The 25,487-nt window shown below is 38.4% G+C and carries 17 protein-coding genes and 2 pseudogenes; 11 read left to right on the forward strand and 8 right to left on the reverse strand.

The genetic code is table 11. From position 1 onward, the window contains the following. Nucleotides 1–6 precede the first annotated feature (6 nt). From A7967_RS18725 to A7967_RS18735, 3 genes are all read right to left on the reverse strand, one after another. Nucleotides 7–3,096: a TonB-dependent receptor gene (locus A7967_RS18725; RefSeq protein WP_064435967.1), complete on the reverse strand. Its 3,090-nt coding sequence runs from the start codon at nucleotides 3,094–3,096 to the stop codon at nucleotides 7–9. Nucleotides 3,097–3,387: 291 nt separating this feature from the next. Further along, entirely contained in the window at nucleotides 3,388–6,594 is a 3,207-nt protein-coding gene (locus A7967_RS18730) for a TonB-dependent receptor (protein ID WP_064435968.1), read from the reverse strand. Nucleotides 6,595–6,633: 39 nt separating this feature from the next. After that, nucleotides 6,634–7,494 (reverse strand): S1/P1 nuclease, encoded by an 861-nt coding sequence (locus tag A7967_RS18735; protein ID WP_064435969.1) that lies wholly within the window; start codon nucleotides 7,492–7,494, stop codon nucleotides 6,634–6,636. Nucleotides 7,495–7,714: 220 nt separating this feature from the next. On the opposite strand from A7967_RS18735, the gene A7967_RS18740 reads away from it, so the two are divergent. Both A7967_RS18740 and A7967_RS18745 read left to right on the forward strand, forming a co-directional pair. Next, entirely contained in the window at nucleotides 7,715–8,617 is a 903-nt protein-coding gene (locus tag A7967_RS18740) for a PhnD/SsuA/transferrin family substrate-binding protein (protein WP_064435970.1), read from the forward strand. Further along, entirely contained in the window at nucleotides 8,610–9,560 is a 951-nt protein-coding gene (locus tag A7967_RS18745; RefSeq protein WP_064435971.1) for a hypothetical protein, read from the forward strand. Before A7967_RS18740 ends, A7967_RS18745 begins: the two co-directional genes overlap by 8 nt. Before the next feature lie 59 nt (nucleotides 9,561–9,619). Here A7967_RS18745 and ushA read toward each other — a convergent pair whose 3' ends face one another. Both ushA and A7967_RS18755 read right to left on the reverse strand, forming a co-directional pair. Then, entirely contained in the window at nucleotides 9,620–11,254 is a 1,635-nt protein-coding gene (ushA, locus tag A7967_RS18750; RefSeq protein WP_054455758.1) for a bifunctional UDP-sugar hydrolase/5'-nucleotidase UshA, read from the reverse strand. Nucleotides 11,255–11,330: 76 nt separating this feature from the next. Continuing rightward, a complete protein-coding gene (locus A7967_RS18755; protein WP_054205962.1) occupies nucleotides 11,331–11,528 on the reverse strand; it encodes a hypothetical protein in 198 nt (65 codons plus the stop codon). 275 nt (nucleotides 11,529–11,803) lie between these two features. Here A7967_RS18755 and A7967_RS18760 point away from each other — a divergent pair, with 275 nt between their 5' ends. After that, complete coding sequence (locus A7967_RS18760; protein WP_064435972.1) at nucleotides 11,804–12,544, forward strand: peptidylprolyl isomerase; 741 nt, start codon at nucleotides 11,804–11,806, stop codon at nucleotides 12,542–12,544. A gap of 63 nt (nucleotides 12,545–12,607) precedes the next feature. Here A7967_RS18760 and A7967_RS18765 read toward each other — a convergent pair whose 3' ends face one another. After that, nucleotides 12,608–13,027, reverse strand: a complete 420-nt coding sequence (locus tag A7967_RS18765; RefSeq protein ID WP_064435973.1) for an MAPEG family protein — start codon at nucleotides 13,025–13,027, stop codon at nucleotides 12,608–12,610. Nucleotides 13,028–13,180: 153 nt separating this feature from the next. On the opposite strand from A7967_RS18765, the gene A7967_RS18770 reads away from it, so the two are divergent. From A7967_RS18770 to A7967_RS18795, 6 genes and pseudogenes are all read left to right on the forward strand, one after another. Beyond that, a complete protein-coding gene (locus A7967_RS18770) occupies nucleotides 13,181–16,060 on the forward strand; it encodes an insulinase family protein (RefSeq protein ID WP_054205979.1) in 2,880 nt (959 codons plus the stop codon). 126 nt (nucleotides 16,061–16,186) lie between these two features. Next, nucleotides 16,187–16,705: an RNA polymerase sigma factor gene (locus A7967_RS18775; protein ID WP_054205965.1), complete on the forward strand. Its 519-nt coding sequence runs from the start codon at nucleotides 16,187–16,189 to the stop codon at nucleotides 16,703–16,705. A 9-nt stretch (nucleotides 16,706–16,714) separates the two neighbouring features. Then, on the forward strand, nucleotides 16,715–17,101 hold the full coding sequence (locus A7967_RS18780; protein WP_231659066.1) for a DUF6768 family protein: 387 nt from the start codon (nucleotides 16,715–16,717) through the stop codon (nucleotides 17,099–17,101). A gap of 24 nt (nucleotides 17,102–17,125) precedes the next feature. Continuing rightward, nucleotides 17,126–17,968 (forward strand): annotated as a pseudogene (locus tag A7967_RS23740) (alpha/beta fold hydrolase). 49 nt (nucleotides 17,969–18,017) lie between these two features. Then, nucleotides 18,018–18,596: pseudogene (locus tag A7967_RS23455) on the forward strand (DUF1287 domain-containing protein); the annotation flags it as partial. Nucleotides 18,597–18,954: 358 nt separating this feature from the next. Continuing rightward, the gene (locus A7967_RS18795; RefSeq protein WP_054205966.1) at nucleotides 18,955–19,359 is read left to right on the forward strand and encodes a DUF1801 domain-containing protein; all 405 of its coding nucleotides are present in this window, start codon (nucleotides 18,955–18,957) and stop codon (nucleotides 19,357–19,359) included. Between the two features lie 32 nt (nucleotides 19,360–19,391). Here the strand turns inward: A7967_RS18795 and A7967_RS18800 are convergent, their stop codons facing one another. Then, nucleotides 19,392–21,572, reverse strand: a complete 2,181-nt coding sequence (locus tag A7967_RS18800; RefSeq protein WP_054205967.1) for an OsmC domain/YcaO domain-containing protein — start codon at nucleotides 21,570–21,572, stop codon at nucleotides 19,392–19,394. A gap of 415 nt (nucleotides 21,573–21,987) precedes the next feature. Here A7967_RS18800 and A7967_RS18805 point away from each other — a divergent pair, with 415 nt between their 5' ends. Both A7967_RS18805 and A7967_RS18810 read left to right on the forward strand, forming a co-directional pair. After that, nucleotides 21,988–23,067, forward strand: coding sequence for a hypothetical protein (locus A7967_RS18805; RefSeq protein ID WP_082355720.1), 1,080 nt, complete (start codon nucleotides 21,988–21,990; stop codon nucleotides 23,065–23,067). Between the two features lie 10 nt (nucleotides 23,068–23,077). Further along, nucleotides 23,078–23,494 (forward strand): type 2 periplasmic-binding domain-containing protein, encoded by a 417-nt coding sequence (locus A7967_RS18810; protein WP_197279081.1) that lies wholly within the window; start codon nucleotides 23,078–23,080, stop codon nucleotides 23,492–23,494. A gap of 482 nt (nucleotides 23,495–23,976) precedes the next feature. Here the strand turns inward: A7967_RS18810 and A7967_RS18815 are convergent, their stop codons facing one another. Continuing rightward, complete coding sequence (locus A7967_RS18815) at nucleotides 23,977–25,359, reverse strand: Na+/H+ antiporter NhaC family protein (protein WP_054205968.1); 1,383 nt, start codon at nucleotides 25,357–25,359, stop codon at nucleotides 23,977–23,979. Between the last annotated feature and the right edge of the window lie 128 nt (nucleotides 25,360–25,487).

Consider the following 25,487-nt stretch of genomic DNA (forward strand, 5'->3'; position numbering starts at 1 on the left):
TCTAAATTAGAAAGTGTATTTAACACCAATACGTACTTCCCACAATGACGGTTTAACGTCTACAGTTGCACCTGATGGGTTATTAAAGCTATTAAAAACATATTTACCATCTACAACTTCAGCTGTCACTGCGCTTTGAAGTGAGCTACCAGTCTCTAGTACGCCCCAATCATCATTAAGCATGTTGCCGATGTTTTTAACCACAAAGTAAGCAGAACCTTTTTGATCTGCAGTAATACCTGGGAATTCTTGTTCAACTTTAAAGTCTAACGTCACCCACCAATCACCATCAATGCTGTTACGGTTTTGAATTTTACCGCGTGTTAAGCCTTCGCTTTCAACCCACTTGTTAAAGTCTTCCTGATTGAAGCCATCGGCATATACAACTTGGCTATCATCAAGTGTCGGCACGTATAAAAGTTGACGACTGTTATCATTGAAGCCTAACCCGTTTGTATCTCTATCAAACGTGTACGAGTAAGGGCTTGTTTGTGATGCTTGTCCAAATAGATTGAACTTAGTATCGTAGCCATCAAAAAATTCATGGCTGTATGACAAGCTCATGGTAAAGCGATGTGGGATTTCATAATTTGATGGCGCAAGACCAGGATTTTGAGGGTCAGATACCGCGATACCGTGATAGTTAGAAAACGCAACAGAGCTAGTCATCGGGTGAATATCTTTTGCCATTGTATAAGCATAAGAAAGCGATAAATCAATACCGTTATCAAACGATTTACTCATAGCTAATGATAAAACTTGCGAATAGGCATCAGTGCCTTTTACATTTGTAAGCATTAAATCTGAATTACGAGAGTGTAATTTATCGCTATACACAGGACGGCCATCAGGCGCTACAGATGTTTTAACGTCCGCAAGGTTACGAATAACAGCTGAGTTTTGCTTGTCTGTATATAGGTAATCAACATTAAAGACATACTCATTTTCAGTGATATACGTACCACCTAGAGAAAGCTTCCACTCTGAAGGAATTTTAAAGTTAGGATCTGTCACATTTGTGCTTGCGTCTGCGCTGCCACTTCCAACATCATCATAAAGTTCTTGAGGAATATCAAAACCAGGTTGGCCAGTGCCGTTGAACGCTACTGCATCAGGGCCAAGTAACTGCATATTCTTTTGATTAATTTGAATATTACGTACGCCATCATTTGAATAGCTGTTTGATACCCAAACGTTAGGATTGCCACCAGAGTACAAGCCAATACCACCACGAAGTTCTAATTGGTCGTTATAAATCCAATTAACACCTAAGCGAGGCTGTAATAAATCAATACCATCTAAGTTTTGGCTATTTGAGAATCCAAAGCGGTCTTCAAAATTTTGGTTATGTGTTGGTAGGTCATTACTGGTGTAAAAATCATAACGAAGGCCAACAGTAAATGACAAATCGTAGTCAATTAAATCAAATTTATCTTGAGCGTATAACGTATTTAATGCGTACTTAAACTCACCTGCTGCGTCACTTGTATTATGGCTTGCTGCATTGCCGTAATAAACACGGGCTACACCCTTTTCAAAGTCTTCAATAGAACTAAAGCGGTATTCACCTTCATTATGCTGTACAAATAAGTTAAAAACGTCTAATTCTTCACGTTCATAGCCAAATGAAAGTTCATGATCTCCTAGGTAATAAGTACCTGCAAATTTAAGTGATAAATTGTCGTACTTAAGTTTATTTGCTTGGCGAGAATCATCAGGACCTAAATAGACGTTAACGTCACCAACATCAACATTAAACTCACCAAATCCAGATGCAGCATCGAGTGAATTTTGACGATTATCTAATTTCGAATAACCTACACGGATTTCAGTTGAAAAGTTGTCGCTCCAATCAGAATAAAAAGATGTTACATAAGACTGTAGTTCAGCGCCGCGCTCATAAAAATGGTTTGAAAGTGATAAACGGCTAGAGCCCGTATCTGATTGAGCAAGTGAAAAACCATCGTTGTAGTTATATACAAAGCTTGCTCGGTGAGCATCGCTAATATTCCAATCTAGCTTGATTAAGATTTTTTCATCTTCAACAGGCATACTTGGTACCATAGTGCCTGGGTCATAGTTGTATTTATCTTTTGAAATTTGGATAACGCGGTCGATAGTAGCTTGATCTATACGCTCATTAGCGAACGGGCTATAAGAGAAAATTTCTGCGCCTTCAAGTTTTTCATATGAAGTAAACAAAAATAATGTGTCTTCAATTAGTGGTAGACCAACGTTGAAGCCATAACGCTTTTCAGAGTAGTTACCAATGGGTTCATTTTTGCCTTTAATAGAGTCACCAGACATTGAGTCATTGGTATAATCGTAAAAGAAGCCACCAGTGAGATCGTTTGTGCCTGATTTTGTTACAGCGTTGATGTTACATGACGTAAAGCCACCATAGTGTACATCAAAAGGTGCCAGTTCGACGGCAACCTGTGCAATTGAATCAAAAGAGAAAGGCATTCTTTCAGTCGGGTAACCACTTGAATTTAGGCCAAAGTTGTCGTTCATTCGAACGCCATCTACGGTAAGGCTATTAAAGCGAGGATTGCCACCACCACAGTTAATCGCACCTGCGTTTGTCTCATCAATATAAATACGCGGGTCGGCACGGATTATATCTTTTAAGTCGCGGTTGATAGCAGGTTTACTTTCTAAGTCATCTAATGAAAAATGAGATGCAGGACCTGTGCTACCTGATTGTGAGCTTATTGGCGCGCCGCTAACAACAATTTGTTCCATTTGCTGTGAACGAAGTGCAACTGATACAGGGTAAGTTTGACCTAGAGTTAAATAAATGTCATCAAGTTGAGTATCTTGATATGTATCAGAATCAACTATTATTTTATACGGGCCGCCAACACGTAGGCCTTTAGTTGAAAAGTTACCTTGGTTATTCACAGTTGCTGTTTTTGTTGAGCCAGACGGCACGTGAATAATCGTTATTTGCGTGCCAGCAGCTGGGTTGCCATTAGGTCCCGTTATTTGGCCTTTTACAGATGATGCAGTTTCATTTGCAAAAACGGCACCACTGGCACCAACACATGCAGCTATCGCAAGCGATATAGCTGTTTTGCGTAATTGAATTTTCATTATTAATTTCCCGTGTAAGGTTATATATTTTATATTTTTTTTGAACTTTATTTGCTCAGGTCAGACCAAGCAAATGAATTGTACTCTATTTTTTGATTACATTTAAATTACAAAGCACATAAATTTGTAATAAAAAGTATTTTAGAACACATTTTCATTTTATCGAGCTTAAATAAAGTTATGATATAAATTAATAGTTAAATATGACAATGATATGAAATAGCAGGCAATGGGCATAAAAAAGCCCGTTAAAAACGGGCTTTTAGCATGTTGATACAAAAATGTTGGGGATTAGAACTTATAGCTAACGCCAATTTTAGCTTGCCAAGCTGATGATGACGTTGTGATTTGACTATAATTACGTACATCAGCACCATTATAGCGAGGAGCTATAATGTAGCGACCTTCGTCATCTAAGCCTTTAAAGTCATAGACTGCTTGATCAGAAAAACCTAAACGCTTTTCAATTCCCCAGTCGCTATTTAATAGATTAGCGAAGTTATCTATCATGAAATAAACTTCTCCGCTATGACCTTCTGCGAATCCTGGGATTTCTTGTTTAATACTAATATCCATTGTTGTAACCCATGGTTGAGTGCCACTGTTACGGTTAAGGATTTGTCCTCGCTCAGAGATTCCAGCGCGATTAAGTAAACCTTCAAGTTCGTTCCAGCTCATACCTGACTTTTCCCAATTGACATTTGTATCATCTGCACCGGTTGGGATATAAGCTAAATAAGCTGAACTTGAGTTAAAGTCACGAGAATCACCTAAACTGCCTTCTTTAAACATGCCCATTGTGTAGCTAAATGGACGGCCAGAGCGACGTTCAAAATACATGTTAAACTTGGTTTTATAACCTGCAAATAGTTCAGTGTTATAACTAAGGTTAACTTTAAAGCTGTGTTCAACTTCATATGAACCGCGTTGCGCTAAATCCTGATTACGGTTTTGAGTAATATTATATTGGTAATTACTTTGCGCACGTGAAGATGAGCCTGAAGCTGCTTCAGTTATATTTTGGTGTGCATAGCTAGTTGAGATGTATAAGCCATTATCCCATTCCTTTGCAAGTGCTGTCGAAAATACCACTGAACGGCCATTGTCCGATGAGTTGGTCATAGCAATATCAAAATTATCTTTTAAGTCGCCTGTGTAGATACTTTCTTGAATTAATCGCTCGCCGTCAGCCGCTGTGCCAACAGGGCGAATCGCGGTGTTATGCCAAACTGCTTCGTTTTCTTTTTTATGGTAACCAATTTCAGCTTGCCATTTGAAGCCATCACCTAGTAAGTCTGAGTTAAAATCGTACTCAAAACCAAGCTGGGCTCTAATACTTGACGGAAGTTTAAAGTTAGGGTCAACATAGTTGGTACTACCAGCGCCTTGTACTAATGTGCCTTGGATTTCGTCAGGCACTTTTGTAATATCAGCTGGGTTATTTGCAAAATAAGCGTCTATCGCTTCTTGCGGAGCTGCTACAAAAGTAATACCGTCATTTTGGTATGAGTTATTATACCAAACGTTAGGTATACCCCCTTGGAAACGACCCACTCCACCGTTTATAGTCAGAGCTTCTGTTGCATAATATTTAAAACCAACACGTGGTAAGATGATGTCTAAACCATCTAAGTTTTCTTGATTAGTAAACCCGTAAGTGTTGGCAAAATTTGTATTGAGTGTAGGCTTATCATCTGACGAAAGGCGCTCATAACGAATACCTGCAGTCATTTCTAAATCATCACCGATATAGAAAGTATCTTCGATATAAAGTGCTAACTGGCTGCGAGTCGCATCGTATGCAGTATCTGCTGGGTTATTTGTATATGCGTTGCCGTATGAAAAATCATATTCGCCTTTGTAGTTACCTACTTCGCGATTTTCAAATCCCTCAAATGTATCAAACTCCCAAGAACCTAATGAGTTAGCGGCAAATAAATTGTATAAGTTTAATGATTCATAGTGGGCACCAAAACTGATCTCATGCTCATCCATAAGGTATGTCGCATCGAGAGTCAGAATTAGGTTTTCTGTTGATGAAGAGTTAGCATGACGAAATTCATCAGTACCAAACTCAAACGCAGGTCCACGAAAACGTTCTTCAACTTTAACACTACCAATATTTGAATTAGTAATACTATTAGAGCTTACGTCTTTATATGAAACACCAATCTCAGTCGAAAAATCTTCATTCCAATCAGAATAAAGCTTTGTAGAAAAGTTGTTGAACTTAGTTGCATAGGTATAGCGTGATGAGGCCAAGTTAACTGTGCTACCACCGGTGCCAAAATTTTTCTCAGCTTGGTCATCTTGCCATTGGTATGTAAAATCTAAACGGTGATCATTATTAACGTTCCAGCTTAATTTAACTAATAATGAGTCATTGGTGTCTTCTGGGTCACCACCAAGAGAGTCTTGCATGCCGTAAACAGAATCTAAAATTGAGATGAATTTATCATAACTTTCTTTAGAAACATCATACTCGTTTACGGTACCAGAGTCTTCAAAGCCGTAATCTAGGCCCAGCTCACTTCTCCAACTATTGTAATTAACAAAGTAAAATAACTTATCTTCAATTAATGGGCCACCAATGTTAAAGCCAAAACGCTCTTCAGTTTGTATTGGAGCAACTTTATTAATCTTATATGTTCTATATCCATCTTCGTCTAAAACTGGGCGACCATCTTCCGTTATTTGTGAAATCTTATCAACATCACCAGCAATATCTGGGGTTGATGTTTCGTAAAAGCCAGAAAACTTAAATTCATTAGTACCTGATTTTGTTACTGCATTAATAGTACCGCCACCGAAGTTACCTTTTGAAGCTGAAAATGGTGAAATATCGACAGAAATTTGTTCAATAGCATCAAGGGCGATCGGTGGTTGCTCGGTAGGGTAGCCACCATAGTTCAAACCAAAGTCATCGTTTTGGCCAATGCCATCTACAGTTAAGCTGTTGCTTCGAGGGTTACTGCCCGCAAAAGTTAGTTCGCCATTACCATTGATACTTGCAAGCGGGTTAAGACGTGCAATATCTTTAATGTCACGGTTAAAGCTTGGCATATTGTCGATAGTGTCTTCACCAAACACACTGCTAGAACCACCTGACTGCTGTACAATTTTAAAGCCAGACACTTCGATTTTTTCCATATTCAACGGCGTTAGCTGTGAATTTAAACGATATGTGTCGCCAAGCTGTAAGTAGATGTTATCTAACGTTGTATCGTTAAAAGTATCTGAATCGACAACCACAGTGTAAGGGCCACCGACGCGAAGACCGTTGGCGATGAAAGTACCGCTTTCGTTGGTTGTTAACTCACTAATAGTACCAGTAGGCTGGTGAATTACTTTAATCTTAACGTTGGCAGCAGCGCCACCTGATGGTGTTGTAATTTTACCACGCATTGCTGATGATGTGTCTGCAGCCATAGCACTCGTTGAAACGCCTAGAGCAAGTATTACTGCCCCAGTTAATTTCGAAAGACGAAGCTTGTTCATTTTGTTGATTCCCGTGTGAAGGTTATTTAAGGTTTATATTTAATTAATGTTAGCTGGCATCTTAAGTGCCTTTTCTAACGGTTTTGCCGTATTGTCAAATAGGTTATTTAACAATCCAGCGAGTCTGATCCCAGCCTGTTGTAAGCGCATTTTAATAATGGGAGTATTTTGGTAAATATAGCTATATCCAATTTCGTCACTTTTAAGTTTATATAATTCAGATGCAAAGTTATGTGACTCTGTTAACCATTGCTCCGGTGAGCTTGCAAGATACTCGGAAATTATTTCAGCGTTGTTACTATCTATAAATTGTGCAAACTCAGTGAACGATAAATTTTCATTTTCGATTAACTTCGTGTCCCACAGTGAGTGTAGGTTGGTATTTTGGCCAAAAAATGTGACTTTAATTTTGTTTCCGCCTCTGTCTTCTTTACGACCGGCATGAAATGGTTGGTGGCTATCGCCCACTAGATGGACAAGAAACCGCAAGCTGAAACGTTTCGCTTCAAGTGAACTTTTATCATCTTTTAATGTGTTAATTGCGAAGTACATGCCGTCAAGTATATTTTTAACGTTCTCTTTATTTAATGTATGAGAATGATCGTGCGTAAAGTGATTACTATTACTTGGGGCATTTATATAGTGCCAACGTGAGGATTTTTTTTGCCAAAACTCACTCGGGTCTGAGCGCATTTCATCTGCCCAAGTTGAAATTTGCGGTAAACTTTGATTTTCTAACAATGGCGTTAATGCAAGTCTTGTTTGCTCAGTTAAATGATTTTCAGCAATTTGGCCGATAATCCTATGACCATTTTGACCCCAAGCAAGTGCATTGTTAGTGATTAAAAGTAGAGTTATGGCTAAGAAGTAACTTGTTCCGTTTACTATTTTGCTTAACATTTTCATTTTCCTAAAAATAATTTATCAGTTAAGAACAATATAATTAGAAGTAGATTGTCCTGATTTTCAGCGAAATAGGAAGGACTCAATAAGATTCATAATTTCTTATTGAATAATAATAAAAATCAAATGCTTAGTTCTTTTGGGTAAAATTACTTATTGTAATGAGTAATTAAAATTGGTCAAATAGGGATACTTTTAGTTTTGGATTGTTGAACTTTTGAAAATTAAGCACCTTGCCTTGCAACAAAGTACCTTTGTTACTGTTTTGTTACTGTTTTTTTTACTTACTTGGCTTAGTGGGCAAATAAATACGAATGCATTGGTAGGAACATTAAAGCCGTTGATTGAGACTTCCACCCGATGCCAAACGACAGCATTGCAAAATAAAGAGCATTTAATTGTGTATGCGCCTTCTAAAAATGTAGCGTTTTCATTAGTTCAAAGTTTGTGTGAGGATGCCGTTGTTGCAAAACAATATGGCGAGGTTGTAGGTTTTTGGGGCTACAGAACATCAGACAGTATTGAGTTTGTTGGTAAGGGGATTGCTGATCTGATCTTGGCAAAAAACAATATTATGTCTGCATTCAAAGCTGAATCTACTTACAATTATCAGCCGATTGTCGGCTTTCCTAGCTATACGGCTTTTTTTATTTCAGCAAAAGAAAAACCAAAGATTAATAAGCAGTATTTCTTAGGTAAACGAATCGGTTTACTTGATTATCCAACAAGCAGGTCAGGTCATATTTTACCCAAACAAACGTTTAAAAATTTAGGTGTTAACTTAGAGAATTTAAAAATTACTTACGCAAGTTCCCACAATGAATTAAGAGACTTACTTGCTAATGGTCAAGTTGATTTAATTGCATCATTTTGGAAAGATGAAGATCAATTATCTTTTTCCAAAAACTATATAACACCAATTAGCGATAACATTGTTGGCACGCGCTGGTATTTAAAGATGCAGCATGAAAATACAGATCTTTTATGCGCTATTCAGGCAAGATTGATGACGCTTTCTAAGTTGCAAACGTCTCCTTATTTTAACCATGTTGAACCCTACTGGGGCTGCGACAGTGGTACTAATCGTGTGGATTATTTAGGAGAGCAACGTGATGAATAAGAAAATGATTTATATTTTATTTTTCTCATTTTTCGTTATTTCGTTTGGGCTTTTTAAAGTGTCTGATTATACTCGCTTAAACCATCTTGATGCGTTAGTTATAGCTCAAGCAGAAAAGCGTATTGCGTTAGATTTACCGCGGTTGGATTTATCAAATACATTTTTAAAGCACTCAGGTAATAATGAGGCTATAAAACATTATATTAAGCGTCTTAATTTGCAACTTGCCCCGCATCGAGTGCGTGTAATCGCAATTGGTGACACCGCTATTGATTCTGTATCAAATACAACTAATTCAATACAGCGTCTTCATTATTTGCAAACGAGTGATCAGCGAGTGTCGGTAACTTTCTCTATTAATAACCTCTGGTGGGCATGGAGAGATGTTGTTGTTATTTTGATCCTTTTAACATGCGCGCTGCTTTTAGGGTACTGGGCTGAATTAATTCAATATACACACCGCCAGCGATTGTCCCCGAAAAAACAAGAACTTCAGAAAGCGCTTCCTGAGTTTGTAAAAGTTACGATTGATTTAAATAATAAAACATTAGGCAATACTGAAAATCAAATATTGGCGGTATCTCTTGCTAACAAGCCGTTGTGTTTTTATTTAGCACTAATCGAGTTTTGTATAGATAACCCTGATGTAACGCTTAACCAAAATAAAGATGTGCCAGTTGAGCTCCTTGAACTTGCTAATAAATATTTTTACCGTTTGATTGAGCTAGGTCATACAATTCGTAAACGACCTAATTTTACCAATAGTTTAGAAAAAACATTAAGTGAAATTCGTGCTGCGCTTGATGAAATACTCAGTGAGTACCCCGAGCTAAAAGATAAGTATTACCCGCCAAAAGCACATGGAGAAGGATCCCGTTCGCGGCTTCATAGCTATGGGCTAGTCAATATAAAAGCAGATGACATTGTTGTGAACGGTAAATAGTAGAGGTGGGGTTGACTATGGTCAATTTGAGATTTCAAGTTGACCATAGTCAAAGTCGGTTATTTAGGTGAAAATTCCGCAGCATCTACAGGGCTGTACTCACTAAAAAATCGTTTTAAGGCTTGTGCATCAGTTTCCTCAGTGCTTACAAAGCCCTTTAAATCGGTGAGGGCGGGGTAGCCATCACCGCCTGAAGCATTATAGCTATTAAGGCTCATTCTGTATGTTTTCGTTTTATTTAACTCTTTACCGTTTATCATTACGTTAATTAGAGAATCATTATTACGCTCAAAGCTTAGCTGATGGTATTGCAAATAAGCGCCAGAATCAGGCGGAAAACGCGTTACAATATCAAGATAGTCCAATAAATCTTGACCTTGCCAATCCATATAAGTAATGCGGTTTTTAAACGGGTGTACTTTTAAAATATCTTTATAGCTTACTTCACCTGCCGAAATGCTGTCTCTAACACCGCCGCCACTAATAAGGCCAAAGTCTGCGTTAACACTGTTCATTTGTGCTTGAATAATGACGCGCGCCAAATTAGTTTGCTGATAACGGACTTTATTACGATCGCCTTCTAATTTTGCATTAACAAAGCCAATTTTCCCCTCGATTTGTTTCGCTCCTTTAGCTTGATACGGTGCTAAAAAGCTCTTCAATTCAGGGTTTGGTGTAATGTATTCGTTTGCTAACTCGGGAACAGTTATACCATTAGCGTTTACTTTATCTATGTATAAATTAACTGGCAGTAGTTCATAGTTGATTAACGTAAGCTGTTTGTTTTCAATTTTGAACATCGCCTTACCAACGTACTTACCCCATTCGTGGGCTTGCATAATCCAAGTACCATTTTGTTGGTCTGGCTTGCATGCCATGCCTGGTTTAAAGTTGTCATCACTTTTATTATCAGCAGTCATACAAATTGGTTCTTGTGAATGACCCCCAATAATCATGTCTAAGGTGCCATGAGGTAATGAGCGTGCGAGGGTTACATCGCCAGGGGCGTTAATACCATATGAAGCATCAACATAGTGACCCATATGGGTGACGGCAATCGTGATATCTGGTTGATATCGGACTTTAATTTTTTGAGCTACTGCTTTGGTTATTTCAACAGGCTCTTTAAATTCAAGACCACCAATAAATTGGGGGTTACCAATTTTTGCTGTATCGGTTGTGGTTAAACCAATAACAGCGATTGTTAATCCTTGTTGCTTGAAAATTTGATAGGCTTGAAAAGCATTTTCTCCAGTCTTTTTATCGAAAATATTCGCCGACAGCAGAGGGAAATTAGCCCATTGTTGTTGTTTTTTTAAAATGGATAAAGGATTGTCAAATTCATGATTGCCAAGGGCCATTGCATCATAACCAATAAATGACATACCTTTAAAATCAGGTTCTGCAAATTGCAAGTCTGACTCCGGTATACCTGTATTAATATCACCGCCAGATAAAAGTAGTACGGCATGACCCTGAGCTTTTGCGTCATTTCTAAGCTGGTCAATCAATGTTTTACGTGCGGCCATACCATATTCGCCTTTTTCATTGTGCCAAAAGCGACCATGATTATCATTGGTATGTAAAACAGTGAGATATTGAGTTTCGGCTGCTGGTTTTTTTTGAGTTGGGGTATTGTTATTACTACATGCACTGAGGCTCAGTAATAAAAAGAGTGTAATAAATACGCGCATAATGTGACCCGTGTTGTCCATATTTGCTGGTGATTAAGCGCGTAGTTTAACCTAGTTTGTTTTTAAAATAACGTAATTATTCTAATTCAAATGTAGTTTCTGCAGTTAATTTTCCTGTTGCAGCAAGTTGGCGTCTTTGTAACTCTTGATGTGCAAACGCTGATTTTTCGTGATTATTACCAACCATCCAGTTTAAAAAGCTGGCGGGCAGTTTGGTGTATGGTTCGCCTTTGTGCAATCCAAAATCACAAATATGCTCAGTAGTGTATGACATTGCTTTGTATCCTGTTACGACTAGTTTTTATTATTTGAGTAATACTAACAAATAAGAAATAGCCTGTTCAGACGATTTAGACTTAAGAAGAACCTAGTTATAACATGAAAGAATAAAGAGATAGTGTAAGGCTCTGCAATCAAAATGTAATTAAGTTGTAATCAAACTGCTCTTATTTGTATAAACAGGCTCTTAGCTATCGCTTTCGCTGCAAAGGTTTATTATCATTTCATAAATGTTAAATAATTAAAATAAATTTGGGAAACATAACAAAAATGAAAAAATTATTACTATGTAGTTTATTAGCCGCAGCATCTTTTAACAGTTATGCGACGGTTGTTGAAATGCAAACATCGCAAGGGACTATTAAGATAGATCTATTTGATCAACAAGCCCCTAAAACAGTCGCTAATTTTTTAAAGTACATCCAAAGTGACGCATATAATCAAACGGTAATACACCGTTCTGTTGATGACTTTATTATTCAAGGGGGTGGCTTTACTTATAATGAGGGTTTTAAAGCAATCACTACATCTGCTGCTGTTCAGAATGAGCCCGAACTGTCTAATGTTAAAGGCACTATTGCGATGGCAAAACTTGGTAGCAACGAAAATAGTGCAACCAGTCAGTGGTTTTTTAATTTAAAAGATAACAGTGCAAATTTAGATATACAAAATGGTGGTTTTACGGTTTTTGGCCAAATAAGCACTGACAGTTTTGCTGTGCTCGATACCATTGCTGAGTTAGTGCATTGTGGTGAAGTACCCGTTGTCAATGTGACTAAAGAACAGTGTGCCAGCACAGATACTGTACTTACTACAGCAAACTTAGTATCTATAAATAGTGTTGTAGTATTAGATAACGATGAAAATTCATCAGTTAATTTAAACCCAACTAAAAATACACTAATAGATACAGTTGAAAAACCATCGACGGGTGGCTCAGATGGAGGCAGCATGGGCTGGTTATTACTCCCTTTATTATTTGCTGGTTTTAAGCGTCGTCGCGCAGCATAGTCATCCAAATTTTATGTATATTTTGCTATCAGGTTTATTGATAGCAAAATATAAAAATGCTCGTTACATCAAAAAGGCTTGTGTAACTATTTGAATCCACATAGCTAATACACATAAACAACTGACTAAAAAGCTATAATAACGCATCTTAACGCGATTGCCTCCCAAGTGAATTATACTGTGTATTATTCGTGAAATTACAAAGCACCACGCCAATACAATAAGTACATATCCCGTAGCATTGAGTTGTAAAGCCGCTAAGCTGGCCACAAAAAACAATACGGGCATTTCAAATTGATTAACAAAGTTACGACCTGCTACATGAACATCATCACCGGCTTTATCTAATTTCATAGTGACAAAGTCTTGCATCGAGATTGTCTTATTACGCGCAGCGCTAAAGCGGCGACGCCCCATAATGATCATAACCGCAAACGTCAGCAATACCTGACAAAACATAGCGAGCAATAAATATTTTTCCATTGTTATTACCTCTTATAATTACAGTCTCCTAAGCCTAACAGTTTGTTTTTACAATTCACAATGTGTTACAAAGTATTTATGAAAATGATTGCAAGCCCTGTTGGGTTTACCGATCATACTCACAAGACAACAAATATGGATTATATTCCCGTTATGAAAAAAATTATTACCTTAAGTGCCATTGCGCTAGCTGTATTAAGTGGTTGTGGTACAACAACGACGCCAGTTCAACAGCAAACCTCTTTGTTATCAGACACGCTAGTTGTCAGCCCAAATGATAACCGTGAATATAAAACACTCAAGCTTGCTAACGAAATCGAAGTAATTTTAGTCTCTGATCCAAGTGCTGAAAAATCAGCTGCAGCATTAAGTGTAGGTGTTGGTTTATTGCATGATCCAATGAGTCAACAAGGTATGGCGCATTATCTAGAGCACATGCTGTTTTTAGGCACCGAGCGTTACCCTGATACAAAGGGTTATTCTGACTTTATGACCAAAAATGGTGGCGCGCACAACGCGTACACTTGGCTCGATATCACTAATTACATGTTTAAAGTAAATAACGATGCCTACGATGAAGGACTTGATCGTTTTGCTGATTTTTTTAAATCACCAAAGCTTTACCCTGAGTATACAGACAAAGAGAAAAATGCCGTCAATGCAGAATGGTCAATGCGTCGTGAAATGGACTTTTTTGGACAGTTTAAACTTGCCCGTAAAATGATGGGCGATCACCCAGCAAACCGCTTTTTAATTGGTAACCTTGAAACATTAGGCGATAAAGAAGGCAGCTCACTGCATAAAGAAACCGTTGATTTTTACAATAAGTATTACTCTGCAAATATTATGAAAGTGGCGATGATTTCGAATCTTCCACTTGCAGAAATGGAAGCGAAAGCACAAAAATATTTTGCTGATATTGAAGATAAAAAAATTGATAAACCCACTGTTACTAAAAAGTTAGACTTTGATAATGTTGGCGGAAAACGCGTACATTACGCACCAAATGAAGATGTGAAGCAGCTACAACTAGATTTTACAATTACAGATAATAGCGATGAATTTGCTGTTAAACCAAACCGTTTTGTCGCTTACTTACTTAGCAACGAGATGCAAGGAAGCCCAGCACAAATTTTACGTGATAAGGGCTGGGTATCACAACTTTCTGCAAGTAGTTCACCGACACATTATGGTAACTATGGCATGCTTTCGGTTGATATTCAGCTGACTGATGAGGGCATGAAAAACCGCGAAACAATTGTCGCGACAATTATGCAATATATTGACTTGATCAAGCGTGAAGGGGTTGATAGTAAATACTTTAATGAGATCCGCACGTCGCTTAATAACGAATTTAAATTTTTAGAAAAAGGCGATGAATTTGGGTATGTTAGTAACTTAGCGGGCAGCATGCAAGATTACCCACTTAATCATGCTATTAATGCGCCATATCATTATGCACAGTTTGATGCAGATGCAATTAATGAAGTACTTGCACAATTAAATGCGCAAACACTGCGTATTTGGTACACCTCACAGCAAGAAAAAACGGACTCAAAACTGCATTTTTATGATGGTAAATACCGCATAGCAGACATTGGTGAAAGTGAAATTGCTAGCTGGAACAAACCAAGTGAATTTGCCTTAGCATTACCAACAGTTAATCGTTTACTTCCTGAGAGTTTTGCAATTAAAACCACGCAATTTAGCGAGCAAAAACACCCAGAACTTACATACGATAAAAACGGTGTAAAAGTATGGCGTCAAGCGAGCCAAAACTTTGCAGAGCAACCAAAGGGCCTTGTAGAAGTTTATTTAAATACTCCTGATGCACTTGCGGATATTAAAGCGAAAGTGTTGTATTCAGTATGGGCAGATTTATATAATCTTCAGCAAAGTAAACTCAGCACTGAAGCAGCTGTAGCCGGTATGAGTGTTGGCCTTGAAGACAGCAATGGCCTTATTTTGTCAATGAGCGGCTTTACAGATAAACAAAATGTTTTACTTGCGCAGGCACTTGAAAGCATAGATGTAAAAGTAGCAGAGCAAGGTTTTGCTCAAGCACTCGATCGCTACCAACGTGATTTACTCAATGCACAAAAGCAGTTCCCTTATTACCAAGCTTTTGGTGAATATTCAAAACTAGTACGCACTGGTAGTTTTGATACGGATGCATTGATCAAAACAGCCCAAACACTGACGATTGCTGATTTTGAAGAACTAAAAAATCAAACGTTTAGCCGCAATGAACTGCGTGTATTTACTTTTGGTAACTACAATCAAGAAGATGTTGAAGCAATTGCAAAAGAGCTGACGGCAATATTACCGAAAGATCATAAGTCAACGTCATTTACGCGCAGTAAAGCGTGGTTACCGCAAGTAGGTGAAACTATCGTTTTACAAAAAGACATAGATGTGGCTGATGTTGCCATTATTGATATGACAGTTCACCCAATTGCAGGTTATAAGCAAAAGGCGCAAGCACAAGTATTGCAAGATCATTTTAGAACTATTGCCTTTGATAAGATGCGCACAGAAGAGCAGTTAGCCTATGCTGTTGGCGCACTTGCACGTTCAGTTGAAGATTACTCAGCAATAGGTTTGTTTATCCAAACCCCTGTTAAAGGGCCGAAAGAGATGCAAGCGCGTTTTGAAGCGTTTAAAAAACAGTACGCAGTGGAGCTTGAAGCCATGAGCGAAGAGACCTTTGCGCAGCTTAAAAATGCCACACTTGTCTCGTTAAAAGAGCAGCCTAAAAACCTTAGCGATGAGATGGGCCCGCTGATTGGTGATTGGTACCGTGAAAACTTTGATTTTAACTCAAAACAAAAGTTAATTTCAGAGGTCGAAAAGGTCACACTTGCTGATATTAAAGATTACTACAAACAAACCATGCTAAACCCGCAAGCTGCACGTTTAAATGTGCAATTACGTGGTAGTAAATTTGCAGATACTCCATTTGCCGATCTACGAAAACAAACACTGGTTACTGATTTAAAAGCGCACTTTAATGGTATTAAACTGCAAAAGTAACTAAGTAGTTTAAGCGTTAACTTACAATGAGCCCAAGCAATTGCTTGGGCTTTTTTGTAAAAAATAAAAAGTTGCGAACCTTTTACCAAGCTAAACCGTCTTGTAAAAAAGAGATAAAGGAATTGCATGAATTCGACGCAAATAACGCTTACTGTTATTAATGCACAGCAGGGCGATGAGCTAGCTTTTAACTCATTATGTAACTGTTTATACAAACCAAGCTTTCTCTTCGCGATGAAATTGAGCAAGCAGACGGATTTAGCAAAGGATATTACGCAAGAAGCGTGGGCTGTAGTGGCAAAAGATATTCGAAAACTAAAAGAGCCAAGTGTATTTAAAGCGTGGCTATTTAGAGTGGTGTATCACAAATTTATAGATACAACCCGACAAAGCAGGGGCTACGAAAGTTTTCAACCAGATAAGCATGAACAAACAAGAGATATGACAAGTAGTAATGAGCAATCGATTGATTTACTCAAACTAATAAATAACCTGCCGGATAGTGAGCGGCACAGTATCTACTTATTTTATCTAGAGCAAATGTCAATTAGTGACATCGCCTTAATAACGGATGTAGCGGTTGGGACAGTTAAGTCACGTTTGCATCGGGCAAGAGCTCAGTTGGCAGTATGGTTAAATGAATAATTGGAGAGAATGATGATGAATTTTGATGAAAAAATTAAACATAGTTTGCAAGCAGAGCAACACAATTTAGAGTCTATTTTAGAGAGTGATCCAGGCTTATTTAAACAACTAATTGGTATATATAAGGGAAAAATGCGACTTTGGACTATTTTAGGGACGTTTTTCGCTTTTATATTCACTGCCATTTTTATATTATCAGCTTATCAATTTTTTAACTCCGAGCAGCAATTGTTTTGGGCAGTGTGTTTTGTGAGTAGTTTAATGATGCAAATTGCAATAAAACTGTGGCTGTTTATGGAAATGAACCGACAATCGATAATGAAAGAAATCAAGCGAAGCGAGCTTGAAATTAGGCTAATTCTCAGTGAGCATTTTACCTCCAACAGTCAAACCTAAGCTAAAATGTAAAAGGAAAATGCAATGCAGTTAAGATCTCTAGGTGTTAATACTAATAGCTTCTTGTTACTGACTCTCTCTTTATTGTTTGCTGCAAATGTTAAAGCAGCATTTGTAAAAGTGGGAGAGTTTGAGTTGCAATATGAAATTGCAGGCAGTGGTAAGCAAATTGTGGTTTTAGAGGCAGGTGGTAGCGCAGGGCTAGATGATTGGAACTCGGTTTTTAGTTCCATAGCTGAACAAACTAAGGTTATTCGATACTCGCGTGTTGGTAATGGTAATTCAACTGCAATTAAACGGCATTTCACTTCAATGGATTATGCACAGCATCTGAGCGAATTCTTGTTGGCGCTGGATATTTAAGAGCCTATAGTATTGGCTGCACACTCTTATGGCGGCAGTGTTGCGCGAGAATTTGCCGCAAAATACCCACAGCAACTGAATGCTTTACTTATGCTCGATCCTTCTTCTGAGCACGATGTAGATATACTGCGTGCCATAAATCTAGAACAGGGTAATAAAGAAATCGCACAAATAAAACTAAGTGATATGGCAAATGGTATGTCGAATCAATATTTAGATTTTTGGAGTAAACGGCCCTTACCAGACTATCCACAGATTAAAGATATACCTGTCACCGTTATTGCGTCAGTGCGCAAAATGGCTGAACCGAGTAATTTGTTTTTTACAGACAAGGGCCGAATAATGTGGGGGGAGATATGGCAGAATTGGACTGCTGAATTTCCTCAAGGACGTAGTGTATTAACAGAAAAAAGCGGTCATTTTATTCAAAATGATGAACCTATGCTGGTGCTTCGAGAGTTAAAACGAGTAATGAAGATGTTGGATGAGAATAAGCAGCCATGATTTTAAAGCTATTGAAGTTTAAATAGCGTTTAAATTTACAGGAATGACTATGACTTATGTACTTTGGTTTTTGCCGCTATTGTTTTCTGCTTTTAGTTATAGCAATACATTTACTGATGGATTGGCAAACGCCGCAAATGATAGAACACAACACAATGTACGTTACGATGGCGCATATCATCGAATTGCGTATCCAAATGGTGATGTTCCCGCCAATATTGGCGTGTGCACTGACGTGGTTATTCGTAGCTACCGTTCACTGGGGGTTGATTTACAACAATTAGTGCATGAAGACATGCGCGATAACTTTTCTTCTTATCCTTCAAAAAGAATATGGGCTTTGACTAAGCCCGATAGTAATATCGATCATCGCAGAGTGCCCAACTTACAAACTTTTTTTAAACGTCATGGCACTGTGCTGCCGATTACGAACAATGTTGAAAACTATAAAGCGGGTGATATTGTCACCTGGATCCTACCAGGTAACCTGCCGCATATCGGCATTGTGGTAAACACATACGCAGTAGATAATAAAACGCCTTTGATAGTGCATAATATCGGATCAGGGCCGCAGCGAGAAGACGTATTGTTTCGTTATAAGATCACCGGACATTACCGGTATGAGCCCGTAGTTAATTCGATAGCAGGTATCTGGAAACATTCAGAAAAGCCCGCATGGCTAGAAATCACATTTGCAGCGGATGTAGGTGGAATTACAGTAAAGCGCCATGATGACAATTCGAACGCTGTTGGGTTAACAGTTATTAAGGATGTTATTGCAGCAGCTAAGCAAACCAATTTGTCTCAGGAGTTACAGTGGCAGGGAAAAATGTTTTCAGCACAGGTAAACGGCTACATTGATGTGAGTTTATTTTTAACTAATTCAACTACACTTGAAATCTATCAAAGTACAGACTTAGATAAACAAGTAAATATACTTACGTTAACGAAAGAACATGATTTTTCGACTCTTTAAGGGTAGCTAAATGCAAGATAGCGTTAAACAAAAATTTATGACGTACCCTGAAAGTATCGCGGTTGTATTACATGAAATAAGAGACTTAATTTTTCAGGTAGCTGCGCAGGATGGTATTACTACTGTCGAGGAAACTTTAAAGTGGGGTGAGCCGAGTTATATCGCAAAAAGTGGTTCAACAATAAGATTCGATTATAAAGAAAAAGCGCCGCAGCAATTTTGTATTTATTTTAATTGTAAAACAAAACTAATCGATACCTTTAAAGAGCTATATGGCGATACCTTTGTCTATCAAGGTAATCGTGCTTTGGTGTTTGAGCTAGAGCAAGCATTGCCGAACAAGGAACTTGCGCATTGTTTGTCGTTGGCTTTGCGCTACAAAAAAATAAAGCACCTGCCAATGCTAGGTGCTTAAATTTAATTTGAGTATTATAAGCAGTATAAAGTTTATTTAGTTCTTGCAGCGCGTGCAGCGTGGAGTTTTTTGTAGCTGTCAATTAAACGCTGATGACGCTCTAACCCTTCAAGTTGCATGTTGGTCGGTGTTAAACCGTAGAACAGCACATCGCCATTGATTGAACCTACCACGGCATCCATTACTTCTTGCCCAAACATGCGAGTGAAGCTATGAATGTAGTCTTCAATTTCTAGGTCTTCACCTAGTGCCACTTCGAGTGTGGCGTGCATTGCTTGATAAAATAACCCGCGCTCAACCGTGTTGTCGTTAAACTGTAAAAAGGTTTCAACTAATTCCATCGTTGCTTCTAAATCACCTAATGCTAAATAAATAAGTAATTTAAGCTCTAGGATTGTTAGCTGGCCCCAAACTGTGTTTTCATCAAACTCAACACCAATTAGAGTGATAATATCTGTGTAGTTATCCAGCTGGCTTTCTTCAAGTCGCTCTACTAAATCGGCTAGTTGATCTTCATCTAAACTGTGCAGGTTTAAAATGTCTTCACGGTATTTAAGGGCTTTGTTGGTGTTATCCCAAATTAAGTCTTCTACAGGGTAAACTTCTGAATAATCAGGCACTAAAATACGACACGCGGTGCCAATATCTGAAAACTCCGCTATGTAGGCTTCTTTACCTAAGTCTTTCAAGATGCCGAACAGACTTGCAGTTTCTTCTTCGTTAGTGCCAGAAAAATCCCATTCAACAAAGTCATAATCATGTTTAGCACTGAAAAAACGCCATGAAATTTTACCGGTTGAGTCTATAAAGTGTTCAACAAAGTTTTCAGGCTCAGAGACGGCCATACTGTTAAAGGTAGGTTTTGGCACGTCATTTAAACCTTCAAAGCTGCGTCCTTGTAATAGCTCCGTTAAGCTGCGCTCAAGAGCGACCTCAAAACTTGGGTGCGCGCCAAATGAGGCAAATACACCACCTGTTTTTGGGTTCATTAGGGTAACGCACATAACCGGAAATTGACCGCCTAACGAGGCATCTTTAATTACTACAGGGAAACCTTGCTCTTCTAAGCCTTTAATACCGGCAACAATAGCTGGGTATTTAGCAAGTACTGCGTCTGGCACATCTGGTAATACGAGTTCTTGCTCAATAATTTGGCGTTTAACTGCACGTTCAAAAATCTCTGACAAGCACTGCACTTTAGCTTCGGCAAAGTTATTACCTGCGCTCATGCCATTACTTAAAAATAAGTTTTCAATTAAATTTGAAGGAAAGTACACAGTTTCGCCGTCAGATTGACGAACATACGGAATTGAGCAAATGCCGCGTTCAACATTACCTGAGTTAGTGTCGATAAGGTGTGAGCCACACAGTTCATCTTCAGGGTTATAAATACTCAGTGTATAGTCGTCTAAAATACCTTGTGGCAGTGAGTCATCATCAGTGAGCTTAAACCATTTTTCATTCGGGTAGTGCACAAACTCACTGTTGGCAATTTCTTCACCAAGAAATTGATCATTATAGAAAAAATTACAGTTTAAGCGTTCAATAAATTCGCCTAGGGCTGAGCATAATGCGCTTTCTTTACTTGCGCCTTTACCATTGGTAAAACACATTGGCGACGCCGCATCACGGATATGCAATGACCATACATTTGGTACGATATTACGCCACGATGAGATTTCAATCTTCATGCCTAAGTCAGCTAAAATTGCGGTCATATCAGCAATGGTTTGCTCAAGCGGTAAATCTTTACCTAAAATAAAGGTGTTTTCGCTACCTTCAGGCTTTGCCATTAGCATGGCCTGTGCGTCATTATCTAAGCTCTCTACCGCGTCGATTTTAAATTCAGGCACAGTTTGAATAACGCGCTTAACTGTACAGCGATCTACTGAACGTAGGATACCGGTACGGTCTTTTTCAGAAATGCTTTCAGGCAGCTCTACTTGAATTTGGAAAATTTGGTTATAACGATCTTCAGGATCAACAATGTTGTTTTGCGCAACACGAATACCATCTGTCGAGATGTCACGGGCATTACAATACACTTTTATAAAGTACGCAGCACATAACGCAGATGATGCTAAAAAGTAGTCAAATGGACTTGGCGCAGAGCCATCGCCTTTATAACGAATTGGTTGATCTGCGATCACAGAGAAATCGTCAAACTTGGCTTCTAGTCTGAGGTTGTCGAGAAAATTAACTTTAATTTCCATTAAATAGTTCCACTTAAATGCGCACTGACAAGTAAGTTTAGCAAGGGCTAAAAAAATTACTTAGTGAGTGTATTAATTATATGGATGCAATTATCTGCTTTTTCAGCCCTTACATACAAGTAATAGTCTTGGCTTAGTTAAAATAAATCTCGTAGTGGTTGCACTTTGAGTAATTGATAGCGGGTATTCATATTTGTAGATGCCCCCCATTTTTATCAAAAATAGAAATTAAGATTGTTTTTACTGTGCACTTATAAAGCATTTTGCTCGTTATATTGATGTTATTTATGATGGAAAAAATAATATTTAATGCTTAATTTAAAAATAATTTATTATAAATAATGAGCAAAATTTTCACGGTAAGCTAGTTTTATTACTGCATATTGCAAAATACTAATATCATAAGGTAACGCAAATGATGAAAAAGCTGTATTGGTTATTAACTGTGAATTGCATTTTATTTACAGGTGCTTCTTATGGCGAGATTAACTTCTCAGGATTTACCAGCATCAATGCCGGTAAGGTTTTATCTGGAAGTGGAGTCCCGCAATACGATATACCCCCTACCTTTTTAGCTGACTATCCGATTGTTTCAGCTTACTCAGAAGATATTTCATTTAAGCCTGAAAGCTTATTCGGCCTACAAATTAATGCTGATTTAGCCGAAGGTTTATCCATGACAGGTCAAATTGTTGCCCGAGGGGCTAATGATTTTGATGCAACAATCGAGTGGGCATACATATCTTATGAAATAAATGAACATTGGACGATCCAAGCAGGTAAAAAGCGTTTGCCGCTGTTTTATTATTCAGATTTTTATGACGTAGGTTATGCCTATGTGTGGATGCGTCCACCTGCTGATAATTACACATGGCAAATATTTAACTACAACGGTGTTAACGCACTCTATAGTGGTGAGATTGGTGATTGGTCTGTCATGGGTAATCTTTATTACGGTGAAGAAGACGATAAGGAAAATAAACTGCTCAGTGAGTTTTTTTTCAAAGAGCCTACGCGTGAAATTTGGCGTGACATGCTTGGTGGAGTACTGCAGTTAAACAAAGATTGGTTTGAAGTTCGCTTAACTCATATGACATACAAAAATGAGCGCTACCGTAAAGGTGAGCAAGTATTATTTGATGGTGAAACTAGCCGAACAGGTAAATTTTATGGTGTTGCGGTTAATTTAGATTTTGATAATTTATTTATACTAACAGAGCTAAATCGGTTGGATTTAAATGGCAACCTTGATACCTCAATGATTACCTTAGGCTACCGCTTTGATACCATCACTCCTTATGTTACCTATTCTCAATTTGAAGAAGATGCCGAGGATGGTGAACAACATGATACAACGTCGGTTGGCGTACGCTGGGATTTTCATTCCTCTGCGGCTTTTAAAGTCCAATTTGACAAAGTGAATGATGAATCCTTTGATTTGGCCGTTGCAGGTGATAGTGAGTCGATCACATTTGGCATTGATTTGGTATTTTAAGGAATAAGTTATGATATTGTTTAAAAAAGTATTCTTATCGCTTTTATTGCTTAGTTGTTACTCAGTAAATGCCGAGGTTGTTATTATTGTTCACCCATCAAACAGTAGTAGTTTTGATCAATCTGAAATTTCAAAGCTTTTTTTAGGGAAAGCGAAATCATTTTCCGATGGGAATCAAGCTGTGCCATTAAATCAAGATGAAAGCTCTGCAGCGCGTAAAGAGTTTGATAGTAATGTACTATCTAAATCGGGCAGCCAATTAAAAGCTTATTGGTCAAAATTGATTTTTACGGGTAAAGGGTCACCACCAAAAGAAGTAGGAAATGATGCAGATGTTATTGACTTAGTCAGTAAAAACCCAAGTATGATCGGCTATGTTGGGGCGGCCTCATTAACTGATTCAGTAAAATCAGTTGGAAAATTTTAAACGTTTATTTTGAGTGTATGTAAAATCGATTACATTAGGGGCTGTTGATATTTCAGGATTAAAATTTGTTCAATCTAGGGGCGATTTAATCGCGGCGCGAGGTTTGGAATCGAGTGGGGTAAGTAAAAATCGAGCAAAGCTTCCGCGTCCTGCTAACGCCCCTTACCTACATCCGTGTAGGTAACAAAGAGTTAATCGCCTCTAGGAAGAACCCTTTGGGCAGCGCATGTTTAACCTCAAAAGATAAATAGGCCCTAAACCTGTAATCGATTTTTTATTAGCAGATACTTACCTGAACTCGGGTTAAGTATCTACTAACGTATTGATTTAATAATATAAAAATTCACTCAACTCTCCAATCGGAGATTTTCAGGGATAACAAGGCGAATTTACGCGTCGAATGCCTATTTCAAGTAAATTCAACGTAGTTAGCGTTGAAAATAGCCACTGGAGATAGATTTATTATCCCGAGTTTTGGTTACTTAGGCTATCACTAAAAACCCGATAAAAGCACACGCTGCTGCGATGAACGTATAGGGTAATTGTGTAACCGCATGGCTAATTAAGTTACAGCCTGAGCCTTGTGCCGCAAGGACTGTTGAGTCTGAGTAAAAACAGGCTTGGCTACCAAATGATGATGCTGATAGCAGCGCACCAATTACCAGCGGAATATTCGCGTCAACCGCGACAGCTAACGGCATTACAATCGGAATAGTGACCGCAAAAATACCCCAGCTTGAGCCAGTAGCAAACGCCAGTACTGCCATCGCTAAAAACACCACCGCAGGTAAATAGTCCGCGGTCATAAATGGGCTGAGTGAGTCAATAACAAACTGCGGTAGCAATAGTTTATCGCACACGTCTTTAAAAATAAACGCGGCAATTACAGTGGCAATTGCTGGGATCATGCTTTTAAAACCATCAAGCATTTTTTCGATCATTTCAGCAAAGGGCATTAATTTTTGCAGCATATAAATAGGGATTGTCACTGCAAATGTAGCTAATAGCCCTTTGTATACGTCAATATCGAAATACACAGTAAAGGCAACGAGCAATAAGATTGGCAATAAAAAGTTGTACAGTTTGCCGTGGTTATCTGCGCTTTCAAAGCTTTCTTCTACTGCTTTAACTGCGTATTCGTCAGCAGTTTGTACTTCGTTATATTGTGCCGGGTCTACTTGTGCCTGCTCTTGCATGGCTAATTGCTGTGCTTTTTTCATCGGCCCAAATAATGGAATAACACCCAGCACGACTAAGGGCACTAGCAATACCGCAAACCAGGCATACAGCATGTAAGGAATGGCTTGCATATACACAGCAATCCCTTGGCCTTCACTAGCAATATTGTTATCAACCAACAAGCCACCAAAAAAGACCGCCCAGGTAGATAAAGGTACGAGTACACAAATTGGCGCAGCGGTAGAGTCAACCACATAAGCGAGCATTTCACGGCTGATTTTAAATTTATCGGTAATGCGCTTCATGGTTTCACCCACGGTAAGTGCATTGAGGTAATCGTCGATAAAAATCACGATACCGAGGATAAAAGTCATCATTAATGATGAACGCGGGCCTTTACAAAAACGCAGTGCAAAGCTGCCAAATGCGGCTGCGCCACCAGTACGCACCAATAATGCGATTAACGCACCAAAGCCACCACACACTAAAATAAGCCAGCCAATGGTTTCATCGACCATCACTTTTAAAGACGCAGCCGCAAAATTACTTAACATCGCAACAGGATCAAGCATGGCAAGGCCAACTAAGGAACCCATAAGTAGAGATAAAATAGGACGGCGTAAAATGATCGCCAATATCACCACCACAATGGGTGGCACAAGACTTAGCGCAGAAGGTTCAAGCATTTAAGTATTCACAAAATAAAAAGTACTTGAGTGATTGGCCCAAGTGACTTAACAAAAACAAAGAATGTTAGCTCAAAGGCTTATATTCCAAGTCACTGCTTTTGCACGCAAATGTCACTTATAAATAC

The organism is Pseudoalteromonas neustonica (assembly GCF_001653135.1).
In the GTDB taxonomy this organism is placed as follows: Bacteria; Pseudomonadota; Gammaproteobacteria; order Enterobacterales; family Alteromonadaceae; genus Pseudoalteromonas; species Pseudoalteromonas neustonica.